The organism is Vibrio sp. PSi01 (assembly GCF_054960695.1).
The window spans coordinates 39,807-65,102 of record NZ_JBHNYN010000005.1 but is presented as its reverse complement, the minus strand read 5'-3'; the positions used below and the strand labels follow the sequence as shown (position 1 = coordinate 65,102).

General features: G+C 43.5%; 26 protein-coding genes. 18 read left to right on the top strand and 8 right to left on the bottom strand.

Annotated features, from left to right (window positions below; genetic code table 11):
* Positions 1-28: 28 nt before the first annotated feature.
* The 3 genes from ACFI6G_RS09360 to ACFI6G_RS09350 form a co-directional block, all read right to left on the bottom strand.
* A complete protein-coding gene (locus tag ACFI6G_RS09360) occupies positions 29-769 on the bottom strand; it encodes a MipA/OmpV family protein (RefSeq protein ID WP_462710254.1) in 741 nt (246 codons plus the stop codon).
* 118 nt (positions 770-887) lie between these two features.
* Complete coding sequence (locus tag ACFI6G_RS09355; protein WP_010436462.1) at positions 888-1,331, bottom strand: YaiI/YqxD family protein; 444 nt, start codon at positions 1,329-1,331, stop codon at positions 888-890.
* A gap of 54 nt (positions 1,332-1,385) precedes the next feature.
* The gene (locus ACFI6G_RS09350) at positions 1,386-1,673 is read right to left on the bottom strand and encodes a hypothetical protein (RefSeq protein ID WP_065101115.1); all 288 of its coding nucleotides are present in this window, start codon (positions 1,671-1,673) and stop codon (positions 1,386-1,388) included.
* A gap of 776 nt (positions 1,674-2,449) precedes the next feature.
* Between ACFI6G_RS09350 and ACFI6G_RS09345 the strand changes: the two genes are divergently transcribed.
* Positions 2,450-2,968 carry a GNAT family N-acetyltransferase gene (locus ACFI6G_RS09345; RefSeq protein ID WP_010436467.1) on the top strand — a complete coding sequence of 173 codons (519 nt, stop codon included), beginning with the start codon at positions 2,450-2,452 and terminating at the stop codon, positions 2,966-2,968.
* On the opposite strand, the gene ACFI6G_RS09340 is transcribed toward ACFI6G_RS09345, so the two are convergent.
* Together ACFI6G_RS09340 and ACFI6G_RS09335 are read right to left on the bottom strand one after the other, a co-directional pair.
* Entirely contained in the window at positions 2,934-3,242 is a 309-nt protein-coding gene (locus tag ACFI6G_RS09340; RefSeq protein WP_016786808.1) for a DUF3301 domain-containing protein, read from the bottom strand. The two genes, ACFI6G_RS09345 and ACFI6G_RS09340, sit on opposite strands and share 35 nt — an antisense overlap.
* A gap of 84 nt (positions 3,243-3,326) precedes the next feature.
* Positions 3,327-4,370, bottom strand: coding sequence for a DUF3549 family protein (locus tag ACFI6G_RS09335; protein WP_010436470.1), 1,044 nt, complete (start codon positions 4,368-4,370; stop codon positions 3,327-3,329).
* Positions 4,371-4,457: 87 nt separating this feature from the next.
* On the opposite strand from ACFI6G_RS09335, the gene ACFI6G_RS09330 reads away from it, so the two are divergent.
* Both ACFI6G_RS09330 and truC read left to right on the top strand, forming a co-directional pair.
* On the top strand, positions 4,458-4,772 hold the full coding sequence (locus tag ACFI6G_RS09330) for a YqcC family protein (protein ID WP_016784998.1): 315 nt from the start codon (positions 4,458-4,460) through the stop codon (positions 4,770-4,772).
* Positions 4,772-5,521, top strand: coding sequence for a tRNA pseudouridine(65) synthase TruC (gene truC / locus ACFI6G_RS09325; RefSeq protein ID WP_016784999.1), 750 nt, complete (start codon positions 4,772-4,774; stop codon positions 5,519-5,521). The genes ACFI6G_RS09330 and truC overlap by 1 nt, the downstream gene beginning before the upstream one ends.
* A gap of 121 nt (positions 5,522-5,642) precedes the next feature.
* Here truC and ACFI6G_RS09320 read toward each other — a convergent pair whose 3' ends face one another.
* From ACFI6G_RS09320 to map, 3 genes are all read right to left on the bottom strand, one after another.
* A complete protein-coding gene (locus tag ACFI6G_RS09320) occupies positions 5,643-6,026 on the bottom strand; it encodes a DUF3461 family protein (protein WP_010436477.1) in 384 nt (127 codons plus the stop codon).
* 182 nt (positions 6,027-6,208) lie between these two features.
* Entirely contained in the window at positions 6,209-8,830 is a 2,622-nt protein-coding gene (gene glnD, locus ACFI6G_RS09315; protein WP_010436479.1) for a bifunctional uridylyltransferase/uridylyl-removing protein GlnD, read from the bottom strand.
* 137 nt (positions 8,831-8,967) lie between these two features.
* Positions 8,968-9,846 carry a type I methionyl aminopeptidase gene (gene map, locus ACFI6G_RS09310; protein WP_010436481.1) on the bottom strand — a complete coding sequence of 293 codons (879 nt, stop codon included), beginning with the start codon at positions 9,844-9,846 and terminating at the stop codon, positions 8,968-8,970.
* A 457-nt stretch (positions 9,847-10,303) separates the two neighbouring features.
* Here map and rpsB point away from each other — a divergent pair, with 457 nt between their 5' ends.
* From rpsB to rnhB, 15 genes are all read left to right on the top strand, one after another.
* Complete coding sequence (gene rpsB, locus ACFI6G_RS09305; protein ID WP_009847420.1) at positions 10,304-11,035, top strand: 30S ribosomal protein S2; 732 nt, start codon at positions 10,304-10,306, stop codon at positions 11,033-11,035.
* 138 nt (positions 11,036-11,173) lie between these two features.
* Positions 11,174-12,019 carry a translation elongation factor Ts gene (gene tsf, locus ACFI6G_RS09300; protein ID WP_010436487.1) on the top strand — a complete coding sequence of 282 codons (846 nt, stop codon included), beginning with the start codon at positions 11,174-11,176 and terminating at the stop codon, positions 12,017-12,019.
* Between the two features lie 158 nt (positions 12,020-12,177).
* On the top strand, positions 12,178-12,909 hold the full coding sequence (gene pyrH, locus ACFI6G_RS09295; RefSeq protein ID WP_009847418.1) for a UMP kinase: 732 nt from the start codon (positions 12,178-12,180) through the stop codon (positions 12,907-12,909).
* 98 nt (positions 12,910-13,007) lie between these two features.
* The gene (gene frr / locus ACFI6G_RS09290) at positions 13,008-13,565 is read left to right on the top strand and encodes a ribosome recycling factor (RefSeq protein WP_009847417.1); all 558 of its coding nucleotides are present in this window, start codon (positions 13,008-13,010) and stop codon (positions 13,563-13,565) included.
* 98 nt (positions 13,566-13,663) lie between these two features.
* Complete coding sequence (locus ACFI6G_RS09285; RefSeq protein WP_010436491.1) at positions 13,664-14,416, top strand: isoprenyl transferase; 753 nt, start codon at positions 13,664-13,666, stop codon at positions 14,414-14,416.
* A 15-nt stretch (positions 14,417-14,431) separates the two neighbouring features.
* Positions 14,432-15,274: a phosphatidate cytidylyltransferase gene (locus tag ACFI6G_RS09280; RefSeq protein ID WP_016787751.1), complete on the top strand. Its 843-nt coding sequence runs from the start codon at positions 14,432-14,434 to the stop codon at positions 15,272-15,274.
* 51 nt (positions 15,275-15,325) lie between these two features.
* On the top strand, positions 15,326-16,534 hold the full coding sequence (gene ispC, locus ACFI6G_RS09275) for a 1-deoxy-D-xylulose-5-phosphate reductoisomerase (RefSeq protein WP_010436498.1): 1,209 nt from the start codon (positions 15,326-15,328) through the stop codon (positions 16,532-16,534).
* Positions 16,531-17,889 carry a sigma E protease regulator RseP gene (rseP, locus tag ACFI6G_RS09270; protein ID WP_065101114.1) on the top strand — a complete coding sequence of 453 codons (1,359 nt, stop codon included), beginning with the start codon at positions 16,531-16,533 and terminating at the stop codon, positions 17,887-17,889. Before ispC ends, rseP begins: the two co-directional genes overlap by 4 nt.
* A gap of 48 nt (positions 17,890-17,937) precedes the next feature.
* A complete protein-coding gene (bamA, locus tag ACFI6G_RS09265; protein ID WP_010436504.1) occupies positions 17,938-20,343 on the top strand; it encodes an outer membrane protein assembly factor BamA in 2,406 nt (801 codons plus the stop codon).
* Positions 20,344-20,370: 27 nt separating this feature from the next.
* Complete coding sequence (locus ACFI6G_RS09260; RefSeq protein ID WP_016767578.1) at positions 20,371-20,871, top strand: OmpH family outer membrane protein; 501 nt, start codon at positions 20,371-20,373, stop codon at positions 20,869-20,871.
* A 6-nt stretch (positions 20,872-20,877) separates the two neighbouring features.
* A complete protein-coding gene (lpxD, locus tag ACFI6G_RS09255; RefSeq protein WP_010436510.1) occupies positions 20,878-21,909 on the top strand; it encodes a UDP-3-O-(3-hydroxymyristoyl)glucosamine N-acyltransferase in 1,032 nt (343 codons plus the stop codon).
* A 91-nt stretch (positions 21,910-22,000) separates the two neighbouring features.
* Positions 22,001-22,453, top strand: a complete 453-nt coding sequence (gene fabZ / locus ACFI6G_RS09250; RefSeq protein ID WP_009847408.1) for a 3-hydroxyacyl-ACP dehydratase FabZ — start codon at positions 22,001-22,003, stop codon at positions 22,451-22,453.
* A 1-nt stretch (position 22,454) separates the two neighbouring features.
* Entirely contained in the window at positions 22,455-23,243 is a 789-nt protein-coding gene (lpxA, locus tag ACFI6G_RS09245) for an acyl-ACP--UDP-N-acetylglucosamine O-acyltransferase (protein ID WP_010436512.1), read from the top strand.
* 128 nt (positions 23,244-23,371) lie between these two features.
* Positions 23,372-24,568: a lipid-A-disaccharide synthase gene (gene lpxB / locus ACFI6G_RS09240; protein ID WP_010436514.1), complete on the top strand. Its 1,197-nt coding sequence runs from the start codon at positions 23,372-23,374 to the stop codon at positions 24,566-24,568.
* Positions 24,569-24,604: 36 nt separating this feature from the next.
* On the top strand, positions 24,605-25,225 hold the full coding sequence (rnhB, locus tag ACFI6G_RS09235) for a ribonuclease HII (RefSeq protein ID WP_016785005.1): 621 nt from the start codon (positions 24,605-24,607) through the stop codon (positions 25,223-25,225).
* The last annotated feature ends 71 nt before the right edge of the window (positions 25,226-25,296 follow it).

Genomic DNA, 25,296 nt, shown 5'->3' with positions numbered 1-25,296 from the left:
CAGGCTCTTTTTGTTTGAGTCAGTAAACTTACAATCCCGCAAACCGATAGGTAACGCCTAGTTCGAATGACCAGCCCACGTCTCGTTGTATCAACGCGCTGTCGCTGTCATGATGAATTAGGTCTGCTCGAGCGATACCAATCCAAGTTGGCGTGAACTCATAAAGCCCGATTAACCCTGCTTGATAGACAAAGGTTGAGCCCGCATCAAATTGGTTTAGTCCCGAAGCTGATGACTCGGTGTTAGAAATACCATACAGGTGATTGGACAGTTTCTTGTCTCGATAATCGACTTCTAGGTAGGGCGTAATGGTGAATGGCTGCGTCCAGGTTTCTAACGTTCTGCCTAAGTGAAGCTGAACTTCGTAGCCATCATGTTCTGAAGTTACATCGTGTAAGTAGGTGAGGCGTGCACCTACTGTTCCTAAGGTTATCCCCAGCTCTCCATTACCATCTCTGTCTTGAATGCCGTTAGGTAGGTCCACAAAAGTGTCTGACACCTCAGCAAAGCGCCAATTTCCAGATAGCCCCACGTAAGGCAGCAGTTGCCAATTGGCTAAGCTACCATCGATAAAGCCTTTTGGACCTGAATAGAATAGGTTGGGTGTCGCGCCAAATTGAGGGGTACTTTTAGTCGAGAAAACACTTTCACCATAGGTGATGCTGCCTCCGATGATTCCGTACTCTTGATCAGCAAAGTCTTCATCAGCAAAAGAAAGTTGGGTGCTGCCAAAAACAATGGATAGCGAGAGGGCGATTCGACGAATCATAAGCAATACTCCGTTATTGTAATAAATATCAAGAACGGAGTATGTCGATTAAAATTTCATCTGGGCTACAGCGATGTAAGAGGCGACTTCTAAAGCTGCCGCCATTAGAAAGCTGTGGTTAGCGTTTTGCTAATAGGCGATCGAGGTGGTTTGCGAACTCACGACGGTCGGTTTGAGAAAGGGTGCTTGGTCCGCCAGTTTGAATACCACTTGAACGCATAGTATCCATAAAGTCACGAATGTTAAGACGCGCTTTAATGGTCTCTTTGGTGTAAAGCTCGCCGCGAGAACTTAAAGCAAGTGCACCTTTGGTGATCACTTCATCGGCGAGAGGGATATCGGAGGTAATCACTAAATCACCGGGTGCAGTGCGTTTTACGATTTCATCATCTGCAATATCAAACCCGCTTGGTACTTGAATTGAGTGAATGTTGTTGCGTTTAGGAACGGGTACCAAGTGGTTTGCCACGAAGGTACATTCCACACCTGTTCGCTCAGCTGCGCGTACGATTGTTTCTCGGATAACCTTAGGACAAGCGTCCGCATCAACCCATATCTTCATAGTGTTCTATTTCTCTATTAGCTTATTTATCAGTTAACTTATTGCTCAGTTAGCTTATTGCTCAGTTAACTTGGCTTCAAGCATGGCAACGCGAGCGGTAAGTTCTACAATTTGCTTTTCTAGTTGGCTAACACGATCGAGTGCTGGCGCTTCTTGTGTCGCGACTTCCACTTTAGGGACGCGATTGGCCGTTTTCCAGCTTTTGATCGTCGTGATCAAAGCGGGCATTGGAATTGATGTGCTCATACGAGCTTTAACTAAAGCAACTGTCGGCTCTTTCCCTTGGGCTTGCAGTCCTTCAAGCACCGATTTTAACTCTTCAGACACATCTTTTGTGAGCATGTTGACCTCCATTTTTAGTATTTTTTCATTTTACTCGCTCCAGTGCGCGATAGCGAATCATAAAAGCGCCTATAGCTTGTGAGAGATCTCTTACAAAGGCTGTGAGATAACACGAATATATCGCTAGAGAGATTGATATGCATATGATTAAGATTTTGAATTTTAAGTGTTTTATTTAATTAACAACTTGGTTGGATTAAAAGTGTGATGAAAATCTATTGTCCGAAATCTTAAATCGCGTAAATTAAACCTTGTCGGAAGGATTCTGACACGGAACAGGAAAGCACCAAGGATTTGGTTATCTTCAGGATGAAGATTTGGTTACTTAGGATTGAGTGATCAAGCATGGAGCGTAAGGACATTGTAGGGATACAGACAGTTAACAGGAAGTTAGCTGCAACGGAATGACAATGGACACCTTTAGGATAAAGGGTTGGATTAGCATCAGGACGATGTAAAGGACACCGCTCACGGAACAAGTGATGTGCGCTAACTAGGATTGTTAGCTTTCAGGAAGATTGGACACCGCTAGGACGGCGAAGTAAAGGAAAGAGCTGAAGGATTACAGCCACTATTATGGATGATGCATGGAGCATTAATTAGTAGCCGGACTGCTGCGAGTAAGACCCTAGCCCTGACACTTCGGTGTCGGGGCTTTTCTTTTCTGGGCCTTTATTTATTTCGGTGCTTTGTTATCTGAGCGCTTTTTATCTAATAGTTTTATCTTAAAGCGTCACATCTGCTTTTCTGCTAATGGTCAACACAAGGAGTGTTTTATGACGATTGCAACCTCAAGAACGCTGTTGGTACCTTATACCGAGCAGTTAGAACATGACTTTATTAAGTTGAATTGTTGCCCCATTAATCGTGCTGAAATGAATGGGCCGCACTCTATTGCTTCTGCGAAGCACTTATTCCAAGAAATATTGAACGATAACGTCGGCTTTTGTCGGGCTATTATCCACAATCAAACTCGCGAATACCTTGGGCACTTGTTTATTTCATCTGCGGATGGAAAACACGAACTGGGTTTTATTCTGGACAAAGAGTACTGGCATCAAGGACTGGCGAGTGAAGCGCTAAAACCCTTTTTTAGTTTGGCTTGTTTTGAAGAGCACTTAACGAATGTGGTTGCAACTGTAAATGTTGGTCATAACCCATCCATTAAATTATTAGAAAAGTTAGGCTTTGCATTCAAAGAGACCAAACAAGATATGTTTGGTCCTTATCATGAATATAGCTATACCGCGTATTGCGACGTTACATTCTATGAGGCTGTAGCTCAAACCGCATAGAGCGGAAACCTACCATGGTTAGTTTTCCTTGGTACAGGTCGTCACCTAACGCCGAAAACTCAAAATGGTACACAGTATGCCAGCGCCAAATGGTGGTGAGCTCATGGCGCATCTTCAGTTTATGACCACTAAAGGCGACACTTAATAATTGCAAATCGAGTTCTTTACACTTTCTCGCAATGGCTGTTTTTGCTAACTCAGATTGCCTGCGTTGCTGCCAAAACAGAAAGCAAAAGAAGCACAGAAACAAAATAGCCAATAAGTTATCTATCATTTAATCCATACTTCCTTTTATCTCTTTCTTCCAATTGTGACTTTAGTGTTAGGAGCTATTGAGTAGATCTACTCTTTAGTTAGTCTACTGTTGAGCTTTAGTTGCTTGTTGCAATTCAACCAATGCATTAGCAAGCTCTGGTGATGGATTCGAGTTCAACAATGGTAAAAATACCATTCTTAGTGTCGGAATCATCACTAAATCTGCAAATAGCTGATTGAATAGGTTTTGATTACCTGTTTGTGCGAGACGCAGCAAAAATTGCTCAGCAATAGTTGGATCTTGTAGGGCACTCCAACTTCGACCAGCTAAACCAATTAATACTTCTTGATGACTTAAACGTGGGCTAGCCAAAACTTGGGTAATCACAGCATTCGTTGTATTTTGCTCTGCACCTGAAAGGGCACGAACTAATGCTGAAAGTAAAAACAGATCCGGTTCTTTACTTGAGATTTCATTCTCTGCCATCTCTTGCAAGCGTTGAGCTAGCTTGTCATTGATTTGCGTATGCTCAAGCGCTCCTAGTGTTGCATAAAGAGGCTCTGATGGCAGTTTATGAAGAGCCTTACGAATAGTGACACCGTTTTGCTGGCTGCCTAAGCGAGCACACATATCTGTGATACCCTGCAAGCCAACCGTTTTCCAGTTGTCCCAACCGAGTTCACCTGTGAAGTAATGTTGAGCGTGTTCGTAGTATTGGCTCGTCGCAAGATCTAAACCTGATCTTACTTGGCTATGGAACACGGCCATCTTGTCTTCAGAAGGCTTGAAGGTATATGGGTTGTTAGACAGCTTTTGTTGTTGCTCTTCGGTGATCTCGCCGTTCAAACGAGTGCCCATTGCTTCAATAACAAACTTTAGGAAGTTACCCACATCTCCTTGATGCAATAGGCCTCTTTCATCCAGTTTAAATTTTAGGAACCAAATCCAAGGTTGCTTGTGTTCGTTCCAGTAGCTAATCGCTAAGTGAGCTTGTTTCTGCAGTGGAAATGGGTACGGCTGTTTCCCCTGCTCAACATCAGAGAATAGGTTGTTGTCGATCTTTTGGATACGACGACCTAGATCGTAGATATCATATTGGCAACCGCTATTCTTTAGCAACTGAGTGAGCGTGTGAATGGTTTCCATAGTAATAAAGCTCCTAACTTTCTTTCCTAAATAGATGGTACTCTATGCCCCAATTTCAAGGTCACTAGATAAATAACTTGGTGAAAAATGACAGCTGCCACAAAGTTACCTCTTTTACTTCAACAATTAGAACAACAAATGCGCCAATGTTCTCTGTGGAGCACGTTTCCACCCTCGGATGAGGCGCTTGCGAGCATTGAACCTTTCGCGGTTGATTCGCTACAACCGGAAGAGTGGTTGCAGTGGATCTTTATCGTTAAGATCAACGCAATGATGGATGCCCAAATAAGTCTACCGAAAGGCTTTGCGATTCATCCTTATTTTAGTGAAGTGTGGAAAAATAAGGCAGACAAAGCTGAACTGCTAGTGACGATTCTGAGCATTGATGAGGTATGCGCGTAATGTTAGAGATCATTTATCAAGATGAGTATTTTGTCGCGGTGAATAAGCCTGCAGGTATGCTAGTACATCGCTCATGGTTGGATAAACACGAGACTCAATTTGTTATGCAAACACTGCGTGACCAAATTGGTCAGCATGTATTTCCTTTGCATCGTTTAGACCGACCTACATCCGGTGTTTTGGTGTTTGCATTGTCGAGTGAGGTTGCCTCTGAAGTCATGCCGATGTTCGCCAACCATGAGATGCAAAAGACTTATCATGCGATTGTGCGTGGCTGGATAGAAGAGGGCGATACGCTCGACTACGCACTCAAGGTCGAGTTGGATAAGATCGCAGACAAGTTCGTGAAAGAAGATAAAGAACCACAAGAGGCTATTACCGTTTACGAGCCGTTAGCGAAAGTTGAAGTGCCGTATTCAACAGGCCGCTTCCCAACCAGTCGTTATTGCTTGGTTGAGATGATGCCAAAGACAGGTCGCAAGCATCAGTTGCGTCGTCATATGGCTCACCTAAGACACCCAATCGTGGGTGATACTTCGCATGGTGATGGTAAGCATAACCGTCTGTTTCGTGATGATTTAGACTCTCACCGTTTGTTACTGCATGCTTCTGAACTACGCTTCATCCACCCTTTTACAAAGAAGGAGTTAGTGATGAAGGCTAACCTAGATGAAACGTGGTTAAGGTTGTTTGAAACTTTTGAGTGGGATACCAACTTAGTGAATGCTGAAGCATGTTCGCCTAAGTAAAAGTACACGCGTCCAAGTAAACGTAGAAAGCATAAAACAAAGGGCTGATAGTAATATCAGCCCTTTCTAATATCTGTGTAATTGGAATCGACTTACTAGAATCTAGTTGCTAATAGCGGGATCATTTTAACTTTGCTAGATCAGCTTCGATCTCTGAGATCTTACTCGATACTACTTTCTCTAAGTGACGTAAATCAGTGAGGATCTTCTGCTTCACATCGACCTCAGTGGTTGGCGTAGGTTTGGTGATCTTGTTTAGCTCATCAATCACAAGGGTGAGGTTGCGGTTTATCTCCGTCACTTCTTTGTATTGATTGTTGCCACCACTAACAAGCACACTTTTGACCTGTCGTGGGTATTTAAACTTAACGCTTTTCGCGAACAATTCGCCTTTCTGCTTACAAAAGTAAATCTTTAGAATATCTTTGTGGGCTTCTTGGCGAAGGGAATAACGTTCAATCTGTTTAGGTTCGTGGATACCTAAGCCAGTGAGGTTTGGATACATAAGCGACCTCTAGTTTATGAATGTAATACTTTTATGAAATTGACCTAATCAATGTAGCAGCCTAATCACGCGCTAGATAGTTGATATCTGGGAATTGATTGTAAGTTGTGGGCAAGATCGCTCTCTATCTTTACCCACATTAATTTGGCTATTAAGCCTACTCTTGGCATTGAATTAGCTTTCTAAGGTGCGAGTTCCGAAACATGCTCGGTTAATCTTTCTCTTAACGCTTGTTCCTGTTCCTCTGAAAGCCTTCCTCCAGCGTCACTGGTCAGAATAAATAAATCTTCCGCTCGTTCGCCGATAGTCGTGATTTTTGCGCCATGTAAATTGATGTCTAACTCAGCAAAGGTCGCACCTACTTCAGCCAATAACCCAGGGGTATCCAGTGCTCTGAGTTCCATCAAAGTGTGTTTTTTGCTCTTTGTTGGTAAGAATTCGACTAAAGTCTTGACTTTGAAATGCTGTAAATTTCGAGGTGTACGACGTGTTTTGATCTTAGTTGGGCGACCATCAGCGAGGACATGAACCAAATGTTTGGCAACGGCTTTGTGTCTTGCCTCATCAATAGCTTTGCCATGCTGGTCTAGAACGATAAAGGTGTCTAAAACATGGCCATCTTTGCTGACCATAACTTGTGCGTCGTGGACGTTAAAGTTACGTCGATCGAGTTCAGCAACGACGGTCGCAAACAGTGCAGCCTGGTCTTTGCAGTAGACAAACACTTCAGTACCACCACGAGTGGCTTTTTTGCTTATCAATACCAAGGGTTGGCTTGGATCTTCCAAGCGAAGTAAGTGCTCACAATGCCAAGCGATTTGCTTGTGGGTATGACGCAAGAAGTAGTCGGCCTTGAAACGTTGCCAAAGCACTTCGATTTCGCGAGCGGTGAAGCCTTCTTTACGTAACAGGGCGGAGGCCATTTGTTGGTTGTGGCGAATACGGTCTCTGACATCAACCGGATTTTCTAAACCACGGCGCAGTGCTCTTTGTGTTGAATGGAATAATTCCGCTAGTAGGGTACGTTTCCAACTGTTCCAGAGCTCAGGGTTAGTGGCGCAGATATCGGCGACGGTTAGACAAACCAAAAGCTCAAGTGATTCTTCATCACGTACTTTTTTGGCAAATTCGGCGATAACATCGGGATCGTGGATATCACGGCGTTGTGCAGTGACAGACATCAACAGGTGGTTTTGTACCAACCACGACACTTGCTTAGCCTCGGGTTTAGATAGCCCATGTTCAATACAGAAAGAGTAAGCTTCTACTGCCCCAATTTCTGAGTGGTCTCCACCGCGGCCTTTACCTATGTCATGGAAGATAGCCGCCAGAATCAGTAGTTCTTTCTTCTGAACTCGTGGGTACACTTCACAACAAATAGGGTGCTTGTCGTGGTTTTCTATCTGGCTGAAACGGTTAATGTGCTTGAGCAGACGAATACTGTGCTCATCAACGGTGTAAGCATGGAATAGGTCAAATTGCATCTGACCAACAATTTGGCTCCACTGTGGTAAGTATGCCGATAAGACGCCTAGCTTGTGCATCAAGCTAAAGGCTTTGTGCAGAGCATTTGGGTGGCGAACCAATGCCATGAACTTGTCACGAGCTTCAGGGATGGTATGTAAGAATCGGTTCAGTCGACGGCGCGCTGTGCGCAGTTGTCGCAGTGTTGGTGGGCTTACTCCTTCGATGGAAGAGTCATTGGCAATATGGATAAACATATCGAGAATCGTTTCTGGCCGTGCTTGGAACAGTGCAGGCTTACGCGCCTCTATCAGTGAACCTCGACGCTGGAAATCGTCATCAAGAATTTCAGCTTCTTGGGTCTCACCGCCATTGATGATCGCTTGATCGAACAGTTTAAGTAGCATCTTATTGAGCTCTGCTACACGACGAAGTGTTCGGTAGAACTCTTTCATCATCATCTCGACGCCACGGTTTCCTTCACCAGTATAACCTAGATGCTCAGCGACTTGAGCTTGATGTGCGAACGTTAAACGGTTGTCGTAACGGCGCAGTTCAATATGCAATGCAAAGCGAACACGCCATAAAAAATCTTGGCACTCAACGAGCTCGCGATATTCAGCATCGGTAAGAAAGCCGTATTTACTCATTTCTAGTAACGATGTCGCACCAAAATGTCGACGAGCTACCCAACTCAGTGTGTGAATATCTCTTAAGCCGCCTGGAGTTGATTTGATATCTGGCTCTAGATTGTAAGTGGTGTCGTGGTAGCGAGCATGACGCTCTCTTTGTTCTTGAATTTTAGCTTTGTAAAAAGTCTCACTAGGCCAAAATGAATCGGAATGAATCTTTAGTTTCAGTTCTTGGAAGGTGTCTTCGCTGCCACAAAGTAAGCGTGACTCTTGTAGGTTAGTCGCGACGGTTAAATCATCGGTGCCGATATCAAGACACTCAGCAATAGTTCGCACAGCATGGCCAACTTCGAGCTTTAAATCCCAAAGTAGAGTAATGAATTGACTGACCTTTTCACCAAGAGCTGGTGGAAGCGTTTTTTGCGAGACAATGAGAATATCAATGTCCGATAACGGGTGAAGTTCACCTCGACCATATCCACCCACTGCGACAAGGGAAATATGTGGCAGTTTATTAAAGCCTAAATGTTCCCATAATCGACTGAGAAGCAAATCCATGTATTTGGATCGCAATAGTACTAAATCAGTAACTGGATGATGATTTAGAAATTCATTTTTTTGATACTGCGTGAAGATTTCGAGCTGATTTTTTAATTCGCAGATTTCAATTTGTTCATCATTGAACGTAAGAGGGCATTGATAAGGCATAGTTTGCTATCCGTGCAAGCAAATGAGAATAGTAAACAATTTACCAGAAGCTGGTGGAAAATCGAAATTGAGCGGAAAAAAATATCCTCGACAATGCGAGGATATTTTTAAAAGGCCGATGCGTTCAGTTTAATGAACTAAGCGTTCTTCATGATACGTGGAATAGTATCATCGCTGCGCAGGGTTAGTACTTCACAACCTGTATCAGTCACAACTAATGTGTGTTCCCACTGTGCCGAGTTCTTGCTGTCAGCGGTGTAAACTGTCCAGCTATCTTCGTCATCGAGACGACAGCCGAATTTACCAGCGTTGATCATTGGTTCGATAGTGAAACACATGCCAGCTTTTAGCACAGTGCGGTCGTTGTTTTTGTAGTGAACCACTTGTGGATCTTCGTGGAACTCAGAACCGATGCCGTGGCCACAGTAATCTTTAACAATAGAGAACTTAGCACGTGGGTTGTTCTTGTTGTTTGTCTTGATGTACTTCTCGATAGCAGTACCGATTTGGCCAAGCTGAACACCAGGCTTAACTTGACGCATACCTTCGTAAAGTGCTTCTTGAGCAACCATACATAGACGCTTGTTTGCCGGTGAAACCTCACCAACAAGGAACATCTTAGATGTGTCACCGTGGTAACCTTGTGGACGAACGCTTAGGTCTGCATTTTCATCATCAGGAACAATCACAGTGATATCAACGTTTAGAATATCGCCATCTTTCAATACTGCAGGTTTGAATTGACCTGTGCTACCTGTCTCATCTTGTGATGCTGGAATGCCGTGACACACGATGTGGTTGATAGACGTACAGATTGACTTAGGGAAACCGTGGTAATCAAGTGGTGCTGAGTATGCGCCTCTTTCTAGAGCGTACTCGTGACAGATTTTGTTCAGTTCTTCTGTCGTTGTACCTACTTGGATGTGAGGTTCAATCATCTCTAGAATTTCAGCGGCCAGTTTGCCGGCAACGCGCATTTTTTCGATTTCTTCAGCAGTTTTAATTTTTACAGCCATTGCATATCTCTTAATTTGGTAGCACCTAAGTGTGCATATTGGGGCTATTCTATCAGTGCAGCATTTTAGCGCAACATTACCATGTCCGTACAATGTTGGTGGATACTGCTCAATCTGAGTGGATAATGTTCGGTTTAATGGTGCAGCGTGATCTGAATAGGACACTATTTTACAGAGGAAATTCGCCGCCACGGTTCAGTATAGCAGTCGCCATTTTTAGAATTTTTTCTAGCCATAGATAGACAAAATATGGTATAAAGCGCGCCGGACATCAGGACTGTTTTCTCCACTTGGCGAAACAAGCTTTGTGTCCACTAACTTATTTCTTTAAATCACACACATTCCGACACATGTTCCGGGGTGCCTCAACAACATAGATAACGGCTGAAAAGTGGTTAGTTGTTAGGGGTCGGATTCATGGGGGATGTGGAGGCCTAACCCCATAGAGGATTTTAAAATGGCAACTGTATCAATGCGCGATATGCTGAAAGCTGGTGTTCACTTCGGTCACCAAACTCGTTACTGGAACCCAAAAATGAAGCCATTCATCTTTGGTGCTCGTAACAAAGTACATATCATCAACCTAGAAAAAACTGTACCAATGTTCAACGACGCTCTAGCTGAAATTGCTAAAGTTGGCGAGAAGAAAGGTAAAGTTCTTTTTGTTGGTACTAAGCGCGCTGCATCTGAAGCTGTTAAAGAAGCTGCTATCAACAGCAACCAGTTCTACGTTAACAACCGCTGGTTAGGCGGTATGCTAACGAACTACAAAACTGTTCGTCAGTCTATCAAGCGTCTGAAAGAACTTGAAGCGCAAGCTCAAGACGGTACTTTCGACAAGCTTACTAAGAAAGAAGCTCTAATGCGTACTCGTGAAATGGAGAAGCTAGAGAAATCTCTTGGTGGTATTAAGAACATGGGCGGCCTTCCAGACGCTCTATTCGTAATCGATGCTGATCACGAACACATCGCAGTTAAAGAAGCAAACAACCTAGGTATCCCAGTTTACGCTGTAGTTGATACTAACTCTAACCCAGACGGCGTTGACTTCGTTATCCCAGGTAACGATGATGCAATCCGTGCAGTACAGCTTTACCTAAACGCTGCTGCAGACGCGGTTAAAGAAGGTCGTAACAAAGATGTTGCTGCTGTAGCTGCTGAAAAAGACGGTTTTGTAGAAGCTGAATAATAGCGGCTCTGAGCCATATTTAGTTCATATTAAGCGGTCATAATCGGTGGCTTAACGGACTGAATACAGTCAATATCAGGGGCCAATTAATTAGGCCCCTGTTTTTTATCTTTTTTAGAATTTACTGAGGAATAGAGAATGGCAACTGTAACTGCAGCTCTAGTTAAAGAACTTCGTGAACGCACAGCTGCGGGCATGATGGAATGTAAAAAAGCACTTGTTGCTGCTGAAGGCGACATCGAGCTAGCAATTGAAAACATGCGTAAATCTGGCGCAGCGAAAGCAGCTAAAAAAGCTGGTAACGTTGCTGCTGAAGGCGCAATCATCATCAAAGAAGCAAACGGCGCAGCTGCTCTTCTTGAAGTTAACTGCCAAACTGATTTCGTAGCTAAAGATGCAGGTTTCCTTGCATTCGCTAACGAAGTTGCTGAAGTTGCTCTAGCAGAACGTCTAGAAATCGCTGCTCTTCAAGCTAAATTTGAAGAAGCGCGTATTGCACTAGTAACTAAGATCGGTGAAAACATCAACATCCGTCGCGTACAATTCGTTGAAGGTGTTGCACTAGCTTCTTACCGTCACGGCGAGAAAATCGGTGTTGTTGTTGCTGGTGAAGGCGAAGCTGAAACGCTTAAGCACGTTGCAATGCACGTTGCTGCATCACGTCCTGAGTTCCTAAACCCAGAAGACGTACCTGCAGACGTAGTTGAGAAAGAAAAAGCAGTTCAAGTTGAAATCGCTATGAACGAAGGCAAACCAGCTGAAATCGCAGAGAAAATGGTTGTTGGCCGTATGAAGAAATTCACGGGCGAAATCTCTCTAACTGGTCAAGCTTTCATCATGGAGCCTAAGCAAACTGTTGGCGCTATCCTGAAAGAGAAAGGCGCTTCAGTATCTGACTTCGTACGTCTAGAAGTTGGTGAAGGCATCGAGAAAGCGGCTGAAATGAGCTTCGCTGACGAAGTTGCTGCGGTACAAAAAGGTTAATCCTTAGCGTATTGTTTGAAAAAGACCGTGGCAAATGCTGCGGTCTTTTTATGAATAATGAACAATTTTTTTGCTTTGTTAGCTGTTATGAATACGAACTGAGCTAATCAGTTTTTATCCATGACTGTTAATCATCAACTCTTTGGAAGGTAAACTCCATGACTACGAACCCTAAACCGGCGTATCAACGTATTCTGTTAAAACTTAGCGGTGAAGCACTACAAGGCGAAGAAGGTTTTGGTATTGACCCTACGATCCTTGATCGTATGGCTCAAGAAGTAAAAGAATTGGTTGAACTAGGTGTTCAAGTAGGTGTTGTTATCGGTGGCGGTAACCTTTTCCGTGGTGCAGGCCTTGCTGAAGCAGGCATGAACCGCGTTGTTGGTGACCACATGGGTATGCTTGCAACGGTAATGAACGGCCTTGCAATGCGTGACGCTCTGCACCGTGCTTATGTAAATGCGCGTGTAATGTCAGCTATCCCGCTTAAAGGGGTGTGTGACGACTACAACTGGGCAGATGCAATCAGCCAACTACGTCAAGGTCGCGTTGTGATCTTCTCTGCAGGTACTGGTAACCCATTCTTCACTACTGACTCAGCTGCATGTCTACGTGGTATCGAAATCGAAGCTGACGTAGTTCTAAAAGCGACAAAAGTAGATGGTGTATTTACTGCTGACCCAGTAGCAAACCCAGACGCAGAGCTGTATGATACTTTGTCTTACAACACGATTCTTGAGAAAGAATTGAAAGTAATGGACTTGGCTGCATTTACGCTAGCACGTGATCACAAAATGCCAATCCGTGTATTTAACATGAATAAGCCAGGCGCACTACGTCGCGTGGTTATGGGTGAAACTGAAGGTACGTTAATCAGCGACGCTGACTAATTTTTCGGGCTTACTGAAGCCTTGTGCTTTGGTAAGCTTATCCTTATCACTCCAAATAAAAAGCTTTCTTGAAGAAAGAACATAATCAAGGTGAAATTGTGATTAACGAAATCAAAAAAGACGCTCAAGAGCGCATGGTAAAAAGTGTTGATGCACTAAAGAACAGCCTACAAAAAATTCGTACAGGCCGTGCTCACCCGAGCCTACTTTCTGGCCTTACCGTTGAGTACTACGGTGCGCCAACACCTTTGACTCAAGTAGCTAACGTTATTGCTGAAGACGCACGTACACTAGCAATTACAGTGTTTGATAAAACACTGACTCCTCTCGTTGAAAAAGCAATCATGACTTCTGACCTAGGCCTAAACCCTATGTCTGCAGGTACGGTTATCCGTGTACCACTTCCACCGCTAACGGAAGAGCGTCGTAAAGACCTAGTTAAAATTGTTCGTGGCGAAGCTGAAGGTGGCCGTGTTGCTATCCGTAACATCCGTCGCGACGCGAATGGCGATCTAAAAGCGCTTCTTAAAGATAAAGAAATCTCTGAAGACGAAGATCGTAAAGCACAAGACGAAATTCAAAAGCTAACTGACGCTGCGGTTAAGAACGTAGACGAAGTTTTAGCAGTTAAAGAAAAAGAGTTGATGGAAGTTTAATTTTCCATATTCTTTTCTTTCCGGAAAAACGCTGTACTCACGGTTCAGCGTTTTTTTATGCTACTCTGTTCGACTATTAGAATTTGATTCACTCTTTTATGCATAATTCTCAAGCGTTCACAGACTCTCTTCCTAAACACATTGCTATCATTATGGATGGTAATGGTCGCTGGGCAAAAGCTAAGGGCAAGCCTCGCGTTTTTGGTCATAAAAACGGTGTTAAAGCCGTTCGCAAAACCATCTCTTCTGCAGCCAGACTTGGCATTAAAGCCGTTACACTTTTTGCGTTTAGTAGCGAGAACTGGCGTCGTCCTGAAGAAGAAGTCGGTATCTTGATGGAACTGTTTATTTCAGTCCTTTCGAGTGAAGTAAAAAAACTTCATAAAAACAATCTACAGCTTCGTGTTATTGGTGACAAAAGTCGTTTCAATGATCGACTCCAAAAGAAGATCGAAGAAGCGGAAGCTTTGACTCGCACCAATACTGGCATGGTTATTAATATTGCGGCCAACTACGGTGGCAAGTGGGATATCCAGCAAGCAATGACTTCTATTGCTCAACAGGTAAAGTCTGGTGATATTAATGTAGAAGACATTGATGAAGCTATGATTACACAACACCTGACTATGGCCGATATTCCGGAAGTTGACCTATTAATTCGTACTAGTGGCGAGTGTCGCATTAGTAACTTTATGCTTTGGCAATTGGCTTACGCTGAAATGTATTTCACTGAACAATTCTGGCCAGACTTTAATGAAGACAGCTTAGTAGAAGCTGTGACTTGGTTTGTAAACCGTGAGCGTCGTTTCGGATGCACCGGTGAACAGATCAAAGCTCTGATGGACAGTTAATAAGGATTTTTTGGTTTGAAACAACGAATTATTACGGCGTTGATTTTAGCTCCCCTAGTTATTCTAGGTATTTTCGAGTTGTCACTTCCTACGTTTATTTTTTCATTAGCGGTCATCTCGCTCTTGGGATTTTGGGAGTGGACTCAGTTTGTTGAAAGCAAGTCGCGTTATTTAGCCTTGATTCCAACGGTTGTGGTCAGTGCGGCAAGTTTTGCTTTTATCCCTTTTGATGCATTTAGCCTTAATGACTTATCTAGCGCCCATTACGCAATATTAACTATTGGTTCTATTTGGTGGGTAATCGCAAGTGGTATGGCAGTGACTTATCCTAAGTCGATGCCAGCATGGAAAGACTCTTCTTTCCTTCGTCATGCTTTTGGTGTATTGACTTTACTGCCATTCTTCTGGAGTGTGGTTATCCTGCGCGCTAACGGCATCGATGTTGACCCTTACCACGGTGCAAAATTGGTAATGTTTGTTTGTTTGCTTGTTTGGGCAGCAGACAGCGGGGCTTATTTTTCAGGAAAGAGTTTTGGTAAGCGAAAAATGGCACCTGCGGTAAGTCCGAATAAGACGATTGAAGGTCTTATTGGTGGCATTATTACTGCGGTGATCGTGGCTTGGATCTTTGCTGATTTGTTTGATATCCAATTCACCAGCCCTCTTCACATGATTATTATTACCCTAGTGACCGTTGTTATCTCTGTTCTTGGTGACCTTGTAGAAAGCATGTTTAAGCGTGTTTCCGGAGTGAAAGACAGTAGTAATCTGATTCCTGGTCATGGTGGTATACTTGATAGAATAGATAGCTTAACGGCTGCATTCCCTGTCTTTGCTCTGCTTTATTTAGCATTCTAATAAAAAAGGGCAGTGTTTCTGCCCTTTATTACATTTCTACGGTCATATGTGATGCGAAATCTAACTATCCTTGGCGCTACCGGCTCAATTGGTGCAAGTACACTAAAAGTCGTTGAGCAAAATCCAGAACTTTATTCGGTCGTTGCACTGGCTGCAGGCTCGAACGTTGAAAAGATGCTGGCGTTAGTTGAAAAGTGGCAACCAAGCTATGTTGCTATGGCTTGTCCTGATGCTGCATCTCAGCTGACAGGCATGTTGTCCGAAAATTACCCTAACGTTACAGTACTTTCAGGTCCGGAAGGTATGTGTCAGGTCGCTTCTTTAGAGGAAGTCGACACAGTTATGGCTGCTATTGTCGGTGCGGCAGGTTTGCTTCCTACGATGTCTGCGGTTAAAGCCGGTAAGCGTATCCTACTTGCCAACAAAGAAGCTTTGGTGATGTCAGGTCAGCTGTTTATCGACGCTGTAGAAAAGTACGGGGCCGAGCTACTTCCTGTAGATAGTGAACATAATGCTATTTTTCAATGCCTACCACAAAACGTACAAACCAATCTAGGTCGTTGTAACCTAGAAGAGAACGGTATCAATCATATTCTTTTGACCGGCTCTGGTGGCCCTTTCCGCTATACCGATGTCGCAGAACTCGAATCAGTGACTCCTGAACGAGCTATTGCGCACCCTAACTGGTCTATGGGGCCTAAGATCTCTGTTGATTCAGCAACTATGATGAATAAGGGCCTAGAGTACATTGAAGCGAAATGGCTATTCAATGCTTCTCAAGAACAACTCAAAGTTATTATTCACCCTCAGTCTGTTATTCATTCTATGGTTCAGTACAAAGATGGTTCAGTATTGGCTCAAATGGGCGAACCCGATATGGCGACGCCGATCGCTCTAACCATGTCTTATCCTGAACGTACTGAAGCCGGTGTTAAGCCGTTGGACTTTACTAAGGTTGGTGAGCTGACATTCTTAGAGCCTGATTTAACTCGTTACCCTTGCTTAAGATTAGCGATTGAAGCTTGCTACTTAGGTCAGCATGCAACAACTGCAATTAATGCGGCAAACGAAATTGCAGTTGATGCTTTCTTGAATAATCAGGTGAAGTTTACCGATATTGCTATCATTAACGAGCATGTTATGAGCAAAGTATGTGAACAACATAACTCTGAGGGCTTAGATAGCTTGGAAAGCCTTCTCGAGCTCGATAATATGTCTCGTCTAATAGCCATTCAATTTATTAAAGAGCAGCTTACATGAGTGGAATTCTGTGGAACTTCGCATCTTTTATTGTAGCGCTTGGCATTCTGGTCGCTGTTCATGAGTTTGGACACTTCTGGGTTGCTCGTCGCTGTGGTGTGAAAGTTGAAAAATTCTCGATTGGTTTTGGTAAATCAATCTGGAGCAAAGTTGGCCGTGATGGCACAGAGTACAGCTTGTCAGTTATTCCATTGGGCGGCTACGTTAAGATGCTTGATGGTCGTGTTGATGACCTTTCTGAAGATGAACAACAATACGCTTTTGATAAGAAGCCATTGTGGAAAAGAACTGCGATAGTCGGTGCCGGTCCTGCATTTAATTTTATCTTTGCTGTGTTTGCGTACTGGTTGGTATTTTTGATTGGTGTGCCTGCGGTTAAACCCGTAATCGGCGAAGTCGCCCCGCAATCTATTGCCGCACAAGCCGGAATTGAAAGTGGAATGGAACTTAAATCAGTTTCAGGAATCAAAACCGCAGATTGGGAATCTGTTAATATGGGTTTGATATCACACATTGGTGATCAATCCATGACTGTAACTGTCGCTTCTCAAGATGATATCGGCTTCGAACAACAGATGACATTGGATATCTCAGACTGGTCGTTTAACCCAGAAACTGAATCTGCAATGACAACGCTTGGTTTTAGACCGTATTCGCCAGAAATATCGACAACGCTTGCTCAAGTGATTGACGACGGTGCGGCATACTCGGCAGGGTTAGAAGCCGGTGATAAAATTGTTGAGATTGATGGGCAGCCCATTGAACAGTGGCAGTCGGTAGTCGAGTTAATTCGTGCAAACCCGATGACGTCATTAGACCTTGTTGTGTTGAGAAATGGTGCTGAGCAGTCATTGGTTATGACGCCAAAAAGCCGGGAGCTTTCTGATGGTTCTGTAATTGGCTATGCGGGTATTGCTCCAGAAGTCGCAGAATGGCCAGAAGATTATCGCTTTGAGTTACAATTTGGTGTAATTGATTCTGTAGGAAAAGCATTTGATAAAACAGGTCAAATTATTGGTTTGACGCTGATAATGCTTAAAAAGCTTATCGTTGGTGATGTTGGCTTAAACAACTTGAGTGGTCCTATTTCAATTGCCAAAGGTGCAGGGACAACCGCCGATTATGGTTTGGTTTATTTCCTAGGCTTTTTGGCTTTGATTAGTGTGAACTTAGGTATTATTAATTTGGTTCCGCTGCCTATGCTTGATGGCGGACATTTGCTCTTTTTCGCTATTGAAGCCGTTACTCGTAAACCGGTCCCTGAAAAAGTTCAGGAGATGGGGTACAGAGTGGGAGGGGCAATCCTCTTCTCTTTGATGGCTCTGGCAATATTTAACGATTTTACTCGCCTGTAAATGGTTTCTTACAGGCATTGGTAGTAGCAAGGAATAATTAGAATAAGTATGGCGATTAAGCAAATTCTGTTCGCAAGTCTATTGGCCACTAGTGTGGCTGCGAACGGAGCACAAAACTTTGTGGTTCAAGATATCAAGATCGAAGGTTTACAGCGTGTTGCACTAGGTGCAGCTCTACTGAAAATGCCAGTACGTATTGGTGATGAAGTAGATGAAGGCGATGTATCTGAGATCATTCGCGCATTATATGCTTCAGGTAACTTTGAGGACGTTAAAGTACTTCGTGATGAAGGTGTTTTAGTTGTTCAAGTTAAAGAGCGGCCAACCATTGCAAGTATCTCGTTTTCAGGAAATAAAGCGATCAAAGAAGAGCAGCTTCAACAGAACCTAGATGCGTCTGGTGTTCGTGAAGGTGAAGCGCTTGACCGTACAACACTGAGTAACATTGAGAAAGGCCTCGAAGACTTTTATTACAGTGTTGGTAAATACAACGCAACCGTAAAAGCAGTTGTTACGCCTTTGCCGCGTAACCGTTCTGACCTTAAATTTGTGTTTACTGAAGGCGTGTCCGCTAAAATTCAGCAAATCAACTTTATTGGTAATGAAGTGTTCTCTGATGCTGATTTGCTCAGTCGTTTCAACTTGAATGTCGATGTTGCATGGTGGAACTTTCTTGCGGATGAAAAATACCAAAAGCAAGTATTGGCTGGCGATATTGAAGCTCTGAAATCTTACTATCTTGACCGTGGTTACCTTAAATTCAAGGTCGATTCTACTCAGGTAGCGATCTCACCAGACAAAAAAGGCGTTTATATCACGCTCGGTATTGATGAAGGTGAGGCCTATATCGTTAAAGATGTCGCTTTCCGTGGTGAGTTGATCGGTCGTGAAGCAGATTTCGACGCATTAGTCCCATTTGAAGATGGCGATGTTTATAACGGTTCTTCGGTGACTTCACTTGAAGAAAACGTTAAACGAATTCTTGGTGAATCAGGCTATGCCTATCCACAAGTTCGCACTATTCCAGAATTTGATGATGAAACGAAAGAAGTTTCGTTAGTGATCAATGTAGAAGCGGGTAGTCGTATCTACGTTCGTGATATTCGTTTTACGGGTAACAACTCAACCAAAGATGAAGTGTTACGTCGTGAGATGCGTCAAATGGAAGGAAGCTGGCTTAACTCTAAGTCAATTGATACCGGTAAGAGCCGCCTGAACCGTTTAGGTTACTTTGAAACTGTGGATGTACAAACCGTACGTGTCCCAGGTAGTGACGACCAAGTTGATTTGGTTTACAACGTTAAAGAAGCTAACTCAGGCAGCATCAACTTTGGTGTTGGTTACGGTACTGAGTCAGGCGTGAGTTTCCAAGTCGGTTTGCAACAAGATAACTTTGCGGGTTCAGGTAACCGTGTTGGCGTTAGTGCCATGATGAACGATTACCAGAAGAACGTGAGCTTAGACTACCGTGACCCATACTGGAACCTTGATGGTGTGAGTTTAGGCGGTAAGATCTTCTACAACGAGTTCGAAGCATCTGAAGCGGGTATCGTCGACTATACCAACCAAAGTTATGGTACTAGCCTAACATGGGGCTTCCCTGTCGATGAGCTGAACCGTATCGAGTTTGGTATCGGCTATACACACAACAAGATCGGTAACGTTCCGACCTATATTCAAGTTGAACAGTTTGCGAGAAGTATTGACCAATATGGTGACGAACACATCTTGACCGATGATTTCGACATCAATATTTCTTGGACACGTAATAACTTGAACCGTGGTTTCTTCCCAACCGAGGGTAACCACCAACGTGCTTTCGCTAAAATGACGGTACCAGGGTCTGATGCTCAGTACTTCAAAGCGCAGTATGATGTAAAACATTACATCCCGCTGACCAAAAAGCATGAGTTCACACTATTGATGCGTGGCCGATTAGGCTATGGTAATGGTTATGGTCAGACGGATGGTAACGATAACTTGTTCCCATTCTACGAGAACTATTATGCAGGTGGTTTCACTACGCTACGTGGTTTTGGTTCTAACTCGGCAGGTCCGAAAGCCGTTTACGGAAGCAGTACGGGTAACAACCCTACTTACGACACAGCTACGGATGATTCAGTAGGTGGTAATGCGGTTGCTTTGGCTAGTTTAGAGCTAATCGTACCAACGCCGTTTGCTTCTGATGAAGCGCGTAGTCAAATTCGCACCAGTGTTTTCTTCGACATGGCAAGTGTATGGGATACAGAATTCGTAGACCGAGGCGCACCTAACAGTGGCAGTCAGTATTACTACGATTACTCTGATCCAAGTAATTATCGCTCATCTTATGGTGCCGCTCTTCAATGGATGTCACCAATGGGCCCACTGGTTTTCTCTCTAGCGAAACCAATTAAAGTTTACGAAGGTGATGATGAAGAGTTCTTCACATTCACCATCGGTAGAACCTTCTAATATTTAAAGGACAATATTTTGAAAAATATGATTAAAGCAGCAGGTTTAGGCCTTGTAGTTCTTAGCTCTTCTTTCTTTGCAACAGCGGCTGAAGCTGCGCAAAAAGTGGGTTATGTAAACACTGCACAAGTATTCCAGGCTCTACCTCAGCGTGAAGTTGTTCTTCAAAAAATGCAGGAAGAGTTCAAAGACAAAGCGGCTGAACTACAAAGTATTCAAGCACAAGCTAAGACTAAGATCGAAAAGCTTAAGCGTGATGGCGAACTGTTAGGTCCTGACGAAGTTGAGAAGCTACGTATCGAAGTAGGTCAACTAGACAGTAAGTACAAAATCAAAGCTCAAGCACTAGAAAAAGCAAGCCAACGTCGTGAAGCGCAAGAGAAGCAGAAGCTTTTCAAAGTGATTCAAGATGCTGTAACTAAAGTTGCAGAGAAAGAAGGCTACGACATGATTGTTGATATTCAAGCTCTGCAGTATGGTAAGCCAGAATACAACATCTCTGAGAAAGTAATTAAAGCACTGAAATAAGTTTTTATGAAGAACCTGACTTTAGCCGAATTGGCAACGATTACCGGTGGAGAGCTACATGGAGACGGTAGTATTACCGTCTCAGCAGTCGCTCCTATGGATAAAGCGCAAGAAGGTAACATTACGTTCCTTTCTAACGTTAAGTACAGCAAGCACTTAGGTGACTGTAAGGCATCCGCTATTATGGTCAAAGAGACTGAGCGTGAACTTTGTAAGACCAACGTTATTGTGGTTAATGACCCTTACGTTGCTTTTGCTAAAGTGGCTCAAGCGCTTGACACTACTCCAGCACCAGCTGCGGCTATTGCTGATTCTGCTTCAATTTCAGGCGATGCGACCATTGGACAAAATGTGTCTATTGGTGCAAACGCAGTGATTGAATCAGGCGTTGTACTTGGTGATGATGTAGTCATCGGTGCAGGTTGCTTTATTGGTAAAAACGCAAAGGTTGGCTCCGGCACTAAGTTGTGGGCGAATGTAAGCATTTATCATGAGGTTGTTATTGGCGATGCGTGTTTGATCCAATCAAGCACTGTCGTTGGCTCTGATGGCTTTGGTTATGCAAACGAGAAAGGCGAGTGGGTTAAGATTCCGCAAGTCGGTTCAGTTCGTATTGGTAATCGCGTAGAAATTGGCGCGTGTACAACCATCGACCGTGGTGCTTTGGACGATACTGTGATTGAAGATAATGTTATCTTAGATAACCAACTTCAAATTGCTCACAACGTTCACATCGGATATGGTTCTGCCCTTGCCGGTGGTACTATTGTCGCTGGCAGCACAACGATAGGTAAGTACTGTATCATTGGTGGTGGCTGCGTGATTAATGGTCACATTGAAATCGTTGACGGCGTTACAATCACTGGTATGGGGATGGTAATGCGTAGCATCACTGAGAAAGGCATGTACTCTTCTGGTATTCCTTTACAGCCAAACAAAGATTGGCGTAAAACAGCAACGCGTGTACATCGTATTGATGAAATGAACAAGCGTTTGAAAACCGTTGAAAAACTTATTGAGAAGAGCGCGGAATCATAATTCCAGCATTTCTAATAAAAGGCTCGCGAACAGCGAGTCTTTTTCGTTTATAATCCTTCTAATTAAATAAAGAATATATAGGAATACGACTTTGACTACTGAACAGACAACGATGAACATTACTGAAATTCAGGAACTATTACCTCATCGCTACCCATTCTTAATGGTTGATCGTGTGACTAGCTTTGAAAAAGAAAAAACACTGACTGCAATTAAGAATGTCTCTGTTAACGAACCTCAGTTCACAGGCCACTTCCCACAACTTCCTGTATTCCCAGGCGTGTTGATCTTAGAAGCAATGGCACAAGCTACAGGTCTTTTGGCATTTAAATCCTTTGGTGCTCCTTCTGGCAATGAGCTTTACTACTTTGCAAGTGTCGATAAAGCAAAATTCCGTAAACCTGTAGTGCCAGGTGACCAGTTAGTTATCGAAGTTGAGTTTTTAAAAGAGCGTCGTGGTATCGCATCATTTAATGGTGTAGCTAAAGTAGACGGCGTCGTAGTATGTTCAGCTGAACTTAAATGTGCTCGTAGAGAGTTTTAATATGATTCATGAAACAGCGAAAATTCACCCGGCAGCAGTAATCGAAGGTGATGTGACAATCGGTGCTAACGTGACGGTTGGGCCTTTCACTTACATTGCTGGTAATGTGACTATTGGCGATGACACAGAAGTGATGTCACATGTTGTGATCAAAGGTCACACAACAATTGGTAAGCAAAATCGAATCTTCCCACACGCAGTGATTGGTGAAGAAAACCAAGATAAGAAATACGGCGGTGAAGACACAACTGTTGTGATCGGTGATCGTAATGTGATCCGTGAAGCAGTTCAGATCCACCGTGGTACAACTCAAGATAAAGCAACCACAGTGATTGGTGATGACAACCTACTTTGTGTCAATGCTCACGTAGCGCACGATGTAATTGTTGGTAACCATACTCATATTGGTAACAATGCGATTCTTGGTGGCCACGTAACCGTAGGCGATTACGCTGGCGTTATGGCGCTTTCTGCTATTCACCCATTCTGTTCAATCGGCGCTTACGCTTATATTGGCGGCTGCTCTGCTGTTGTTCAAGATGTACTGCCGTACGTGCTTGCGCAGGGCAACCATGCTGCTCCATTTGGTCTTAACCTAGTGGGCTTGAAGCGAAATGGGTTTGAGAAACCGGAAATCCGAGCATTACAAAAAGCGTACAAAGAGTTATACCGCTCAGGCAAAACACTTGAAGAAGCGAAAGTGGCTTTAGTTGAAATGGCGAAAGAGTTTACTTCTATAACTCCGATGTTAGAAATGCTAGAGAACTCTGAGCGCGGTATTATTCGTTAATACTTGATGTGGTTATGTACCAGTCAACATGAGTATGACAATCATTACTTCATCAGATTGGTATAACAAAAAGATCGCTACTTGTTAGGCGATCTTTTTTGTTTTAGGCAAGAAGGGAATTGAAAATTATGGCACAACAAGATGCGCATACTGATAGCTCTAACTTTGTTTCGAATGAACCACTGCGAGTCGGTATTGTTGTGGGAGAGCTCTCCGGAGACACGCTAGGTGAAGGTTTCATCAAAGCAATAAAATCCCAGTATCCGAATGCTGAGTTCGTAGGTATCGGTGGACCAAAGATGAAGGCTCTGGGTTGTGAATCTCTTTTCGAAATGGAAGAGCTTGCCGTAATGGGGTTAGTTGAAGTATTGGGTCGTTTACCTCGCTTGTTAAAAGTGAAAGCAGAACTGGTTAAGTATTTCACACAGAACCCACCAGATGTCTTTGTTGGTATTGATGCTCCTGACTTCAACCTGAGACTTGAGTTAGATCTGAAGAAAGCTGGAATTAAAACGGTTCATTATGTTAGCCCTTCAGTTTGGGCTTGGCGTCCTAAGCGTATCTTTAAAATCGATAAAGCAACTGATTTAGTCCTTGCTTTCTTGCCATTCGAAAAAGCGTTCTACGATAAATATAATGTTGCCTGTGAATTTGTTGGCCATACCTTGGCAGACGCTATCCCTCTGGACCCAAATAAGCAGGAAGCTCGAGAGCTTTTAGGTTTAGATCAAGATAAGCAGTGGCTAGCGGTATTGCCGGGTAGCCGTGGTGGTGAGATGAGTTTGATTGCTCAACCATTTATCGAAACGTGCCAACGCATTAAGCAGAAATACCCTGATATCAATTTTGTTGTTGCGCTTGTTAACGAACAGCGTAAAAAACAGTTTACCGACATTTGGCAATCGACAGCACCTGAACTTGAATTCTCGTTAGTGGATGATACCGCGAGAAACGTAATTACCGCTGCTGATTCTGTGCTGCTTGCCTCAGGTACTGTTGCTCTTGAGTGTATGTTACTGAAGCGCCCGATGGTCGTTGGCTACAAAGTAAATAAACTGACGGGATACATTGTTAAGAAATTATCGATTACCGAGTTCGTCTCATTGCCGAATATTTTGGCAGGTGAAGAGATAGTGAAAGAACATATTCTTGAAGAGTGTCACCCAGACTTTTTGTTTCCGTCTGTCGATAAAATGCTCTCAGCGGACAATACTGCGTTGATCGAACGCTTTACTGAGATGCATCATTGGATTCGTAAAGGCGCGGACAAGCAAGCAGCCAATGCAGTCTTGAACCTTATTAATAAGCCATTTGTTGAAGCGTAAGCGTTGATAGTTTTATAGAGCACTAAGAGAATAATTATGGCAGTAAAAGAGAAAAAAGAACTTCCTCCTTTTGAGTATCCTGAGGGTTACCAGTTGTTTGCTGGTGTGGATGAAGTGGGGCGTGGGCCATTGGTTGGTGATGTAGTGACGGCTGCGGTTATTCTTGATCCAAATAATCCAATTGAAGGCTTGAACGACTCCAAAAAACTGTCTGAAAAAAAACGCCTTGCTTTACTTCCTGAAATCAAAGAAAAAGCGTTGGCGTGGTCTGTTGGTCGCTGTTCTCCTCAAGAGATTGATGAACTTAATATTCTGCAAGCAACCATGGTAGCGATGCAGCGTGCCATTGCCGGACTTAATATTCAGCCCGATATGGCATTAATCGATGGTAACCGTGTTCCTGAACTGCCGATGGACGGTATGGCTATTGTAAAGGGTGACTTACGAGTCGCTGAAATCAGTGCGGCGTCTATTATTGCTAAAGTGGTCCGTGATCAAGAGATGGAAGAACTTGATAAGATCCATCCCGAATTTGGTTTCGCTAAACATAAAGGTTACCCAACTAAAGCGCATTTCGAAGCAATTGAAAAACACGGCGTAACCGAACATTACCGTAAGAGCTTCAAACCAGTAAAACGTATTTTAGGTATCGATTAACGTGCTTTGGCCAACGCTTTAAATTGGTTCGAGCTTTATATTGATTAGGGCTTCGTATTGATTTAAACGTA

Excerpts from the sequence above, each read along its gene's own strand:
- ACFI6G_RS09360 (WP_462710254.1), bottom strand. The coding sequence starts at position 769 with ATGATTCGTCGAATCGCCCTCTCGCTATCCATTGTTTTTGGCAGCACC.
- ACFI6G_RS09355 (WP_010436462.1), bottom strand. The coding sequence starts at position 1,331 with ATGAAGATATGGGTTGATGCGGACGCTTGTCCTAAGGTTATCCGAGAA.
- ACFI6G_RS09350 (WP_065101115.1), bottom strand. The coding sequence starts at position 1,673 with ATGCTCACAAAAGATGTGTCTGAAGAGTTAAAATCGGTGCTTGAAGGA.
- ACFI6G_RS09345 (WP_010436467.1), top strand. The coding sequence starts at position 2,450 with ATGACGATTGCAACCTCAAGAACGCTGTTGGTACCTTATACCGAGCAG.
- ACFI6G_RS09340 (WP_016786808.1), bottom strand. The coding sequence starts at position 3,242 with ATGATAGATAACTTATTGGCTATTTTGTTTCTGTGCTTCTTTTGCTTT.
- ACFI6G_RS09335 (WP_010436470.1), bottom strand. The coding sequence starts at position 4,370 with ATGGAAACCATTCACACGCTCACTCAGTTGCTAAAGAATAGCGGTTGC.
- ACFI6G_RS09330 (WP_016784998.1), top strand. The coding sequence starts at position 4,458 with ATGACAGCTGCCACAAAGTTACCTCTTTTACTTCAACAATTAGAACAA.
- truC (WP_016784999.1), top strand. The coding sequence starts at position 4,772 with ATGTTAGAGATCATTTATCAAGATGAGTATTTTGTCGCGGTGAATAAG.
- ACFI6G_RS09320 (WP_010436477.1), bottom strand. The coding sequence starts at position 6,026 with ATGTATCCAAACCTCACTGGCTTAGGTATCCACGAACCTAAACAGATT.
- glnD (WP_010436479.1), bottom strand. The coding sequence starts at position 8,830 with ATGCCTTATCAATGCCCTCTTACGTTCAATGATGAACAAATTGAAATC.
- map (WP_010436481.1), bottom strand. The coding sequence starts at position 9,846 with ATGGCTGTAAAAATTAAAACTGCTGAAGAAATCGAAAAAATGCGCGTT.
- rpsB (WP_009847420.1), top strand. The coding sequence starts at position 10,304 with ATGGCAACTGTATCAATGCGCGATATGCTGAAAGCTGGTGTTCACTTC.
- tsf (WP_010436487.1), top strand. The coding sequence starts at position 11,174 with ATGGCAACTGTAACTGCAGCTCTAGTTAAAGAACTTCGTGAACGCACA.
- pyrH (WP_009847418.1), top strand. The coding sequence starts at position 12,178 with ATGACTACGAACCCTAAACCGGCGTATCAACGTATTCTGTTAAAACTT.
- ACFI6G_RS09285 (WP_010436491.1), top strand. The coding sequence starts at position 13,664 with ATGCATAATTCTCAAGCGTTCACAGACTCTCTTCCTAAACACATTGCT.
- ispC (WP_010436498.1), top strand. The coding sequence starts at position 15,326 with ATGCGAAATCTAACTATCCTTGGCGCTACCGGCTCAATTGGTGCAAGT.
- rseP (WP_065101114.1), top strand. The coding sequence starts at position 16,531 with ATGAGTGGAATTCTGTGGAACTTCGCATCTTTTATTGTAGCGCTTGGC.
- bamA (WP_010436504.1), top strand. The coding sequence starts at position 17,938 with ATGGCGATTAAGCAAATTCTGTTCGCAAGTCTATTGGCCACTAGTGTG.
- ACFI6G_RS09260 (WP_016767578.1), top strand. The coding sequence starts at position 20,371 with ATGATTAAAGCAGCAGGTTTAGGCCTTGTAGTTCTTAGCTCTTCTTTC.
- lpxD (WP_010436510.1), top strand. The coding sequence starts at position 20,878 with ATGAAGAACCTGACTTTAGCCGAATTGGCAACGATTACCGGTGGAGAG.
- lpxA (WP_010436512.1), top strand. The coding sequence starts at position 22,455 with ATGATTCATGAAACAGCGAAAATTCACCCGGCAGCAGTAATCGAAGGT.
- lpxB (WP_010436514.1), top strand. The coding sequence starts at position 23,372 with ATGGCACAACAAGATGCGCATACTGATAGCTCTAACTTTGTTTCGAAT.
- rnhB (WP_016785005.1), top strand. The coding sequence starts at position 24,605 with ATGGCAGTAAAAGAGAAAAAAGAACTTCCTCCTTTTGAGTATCCTGAG.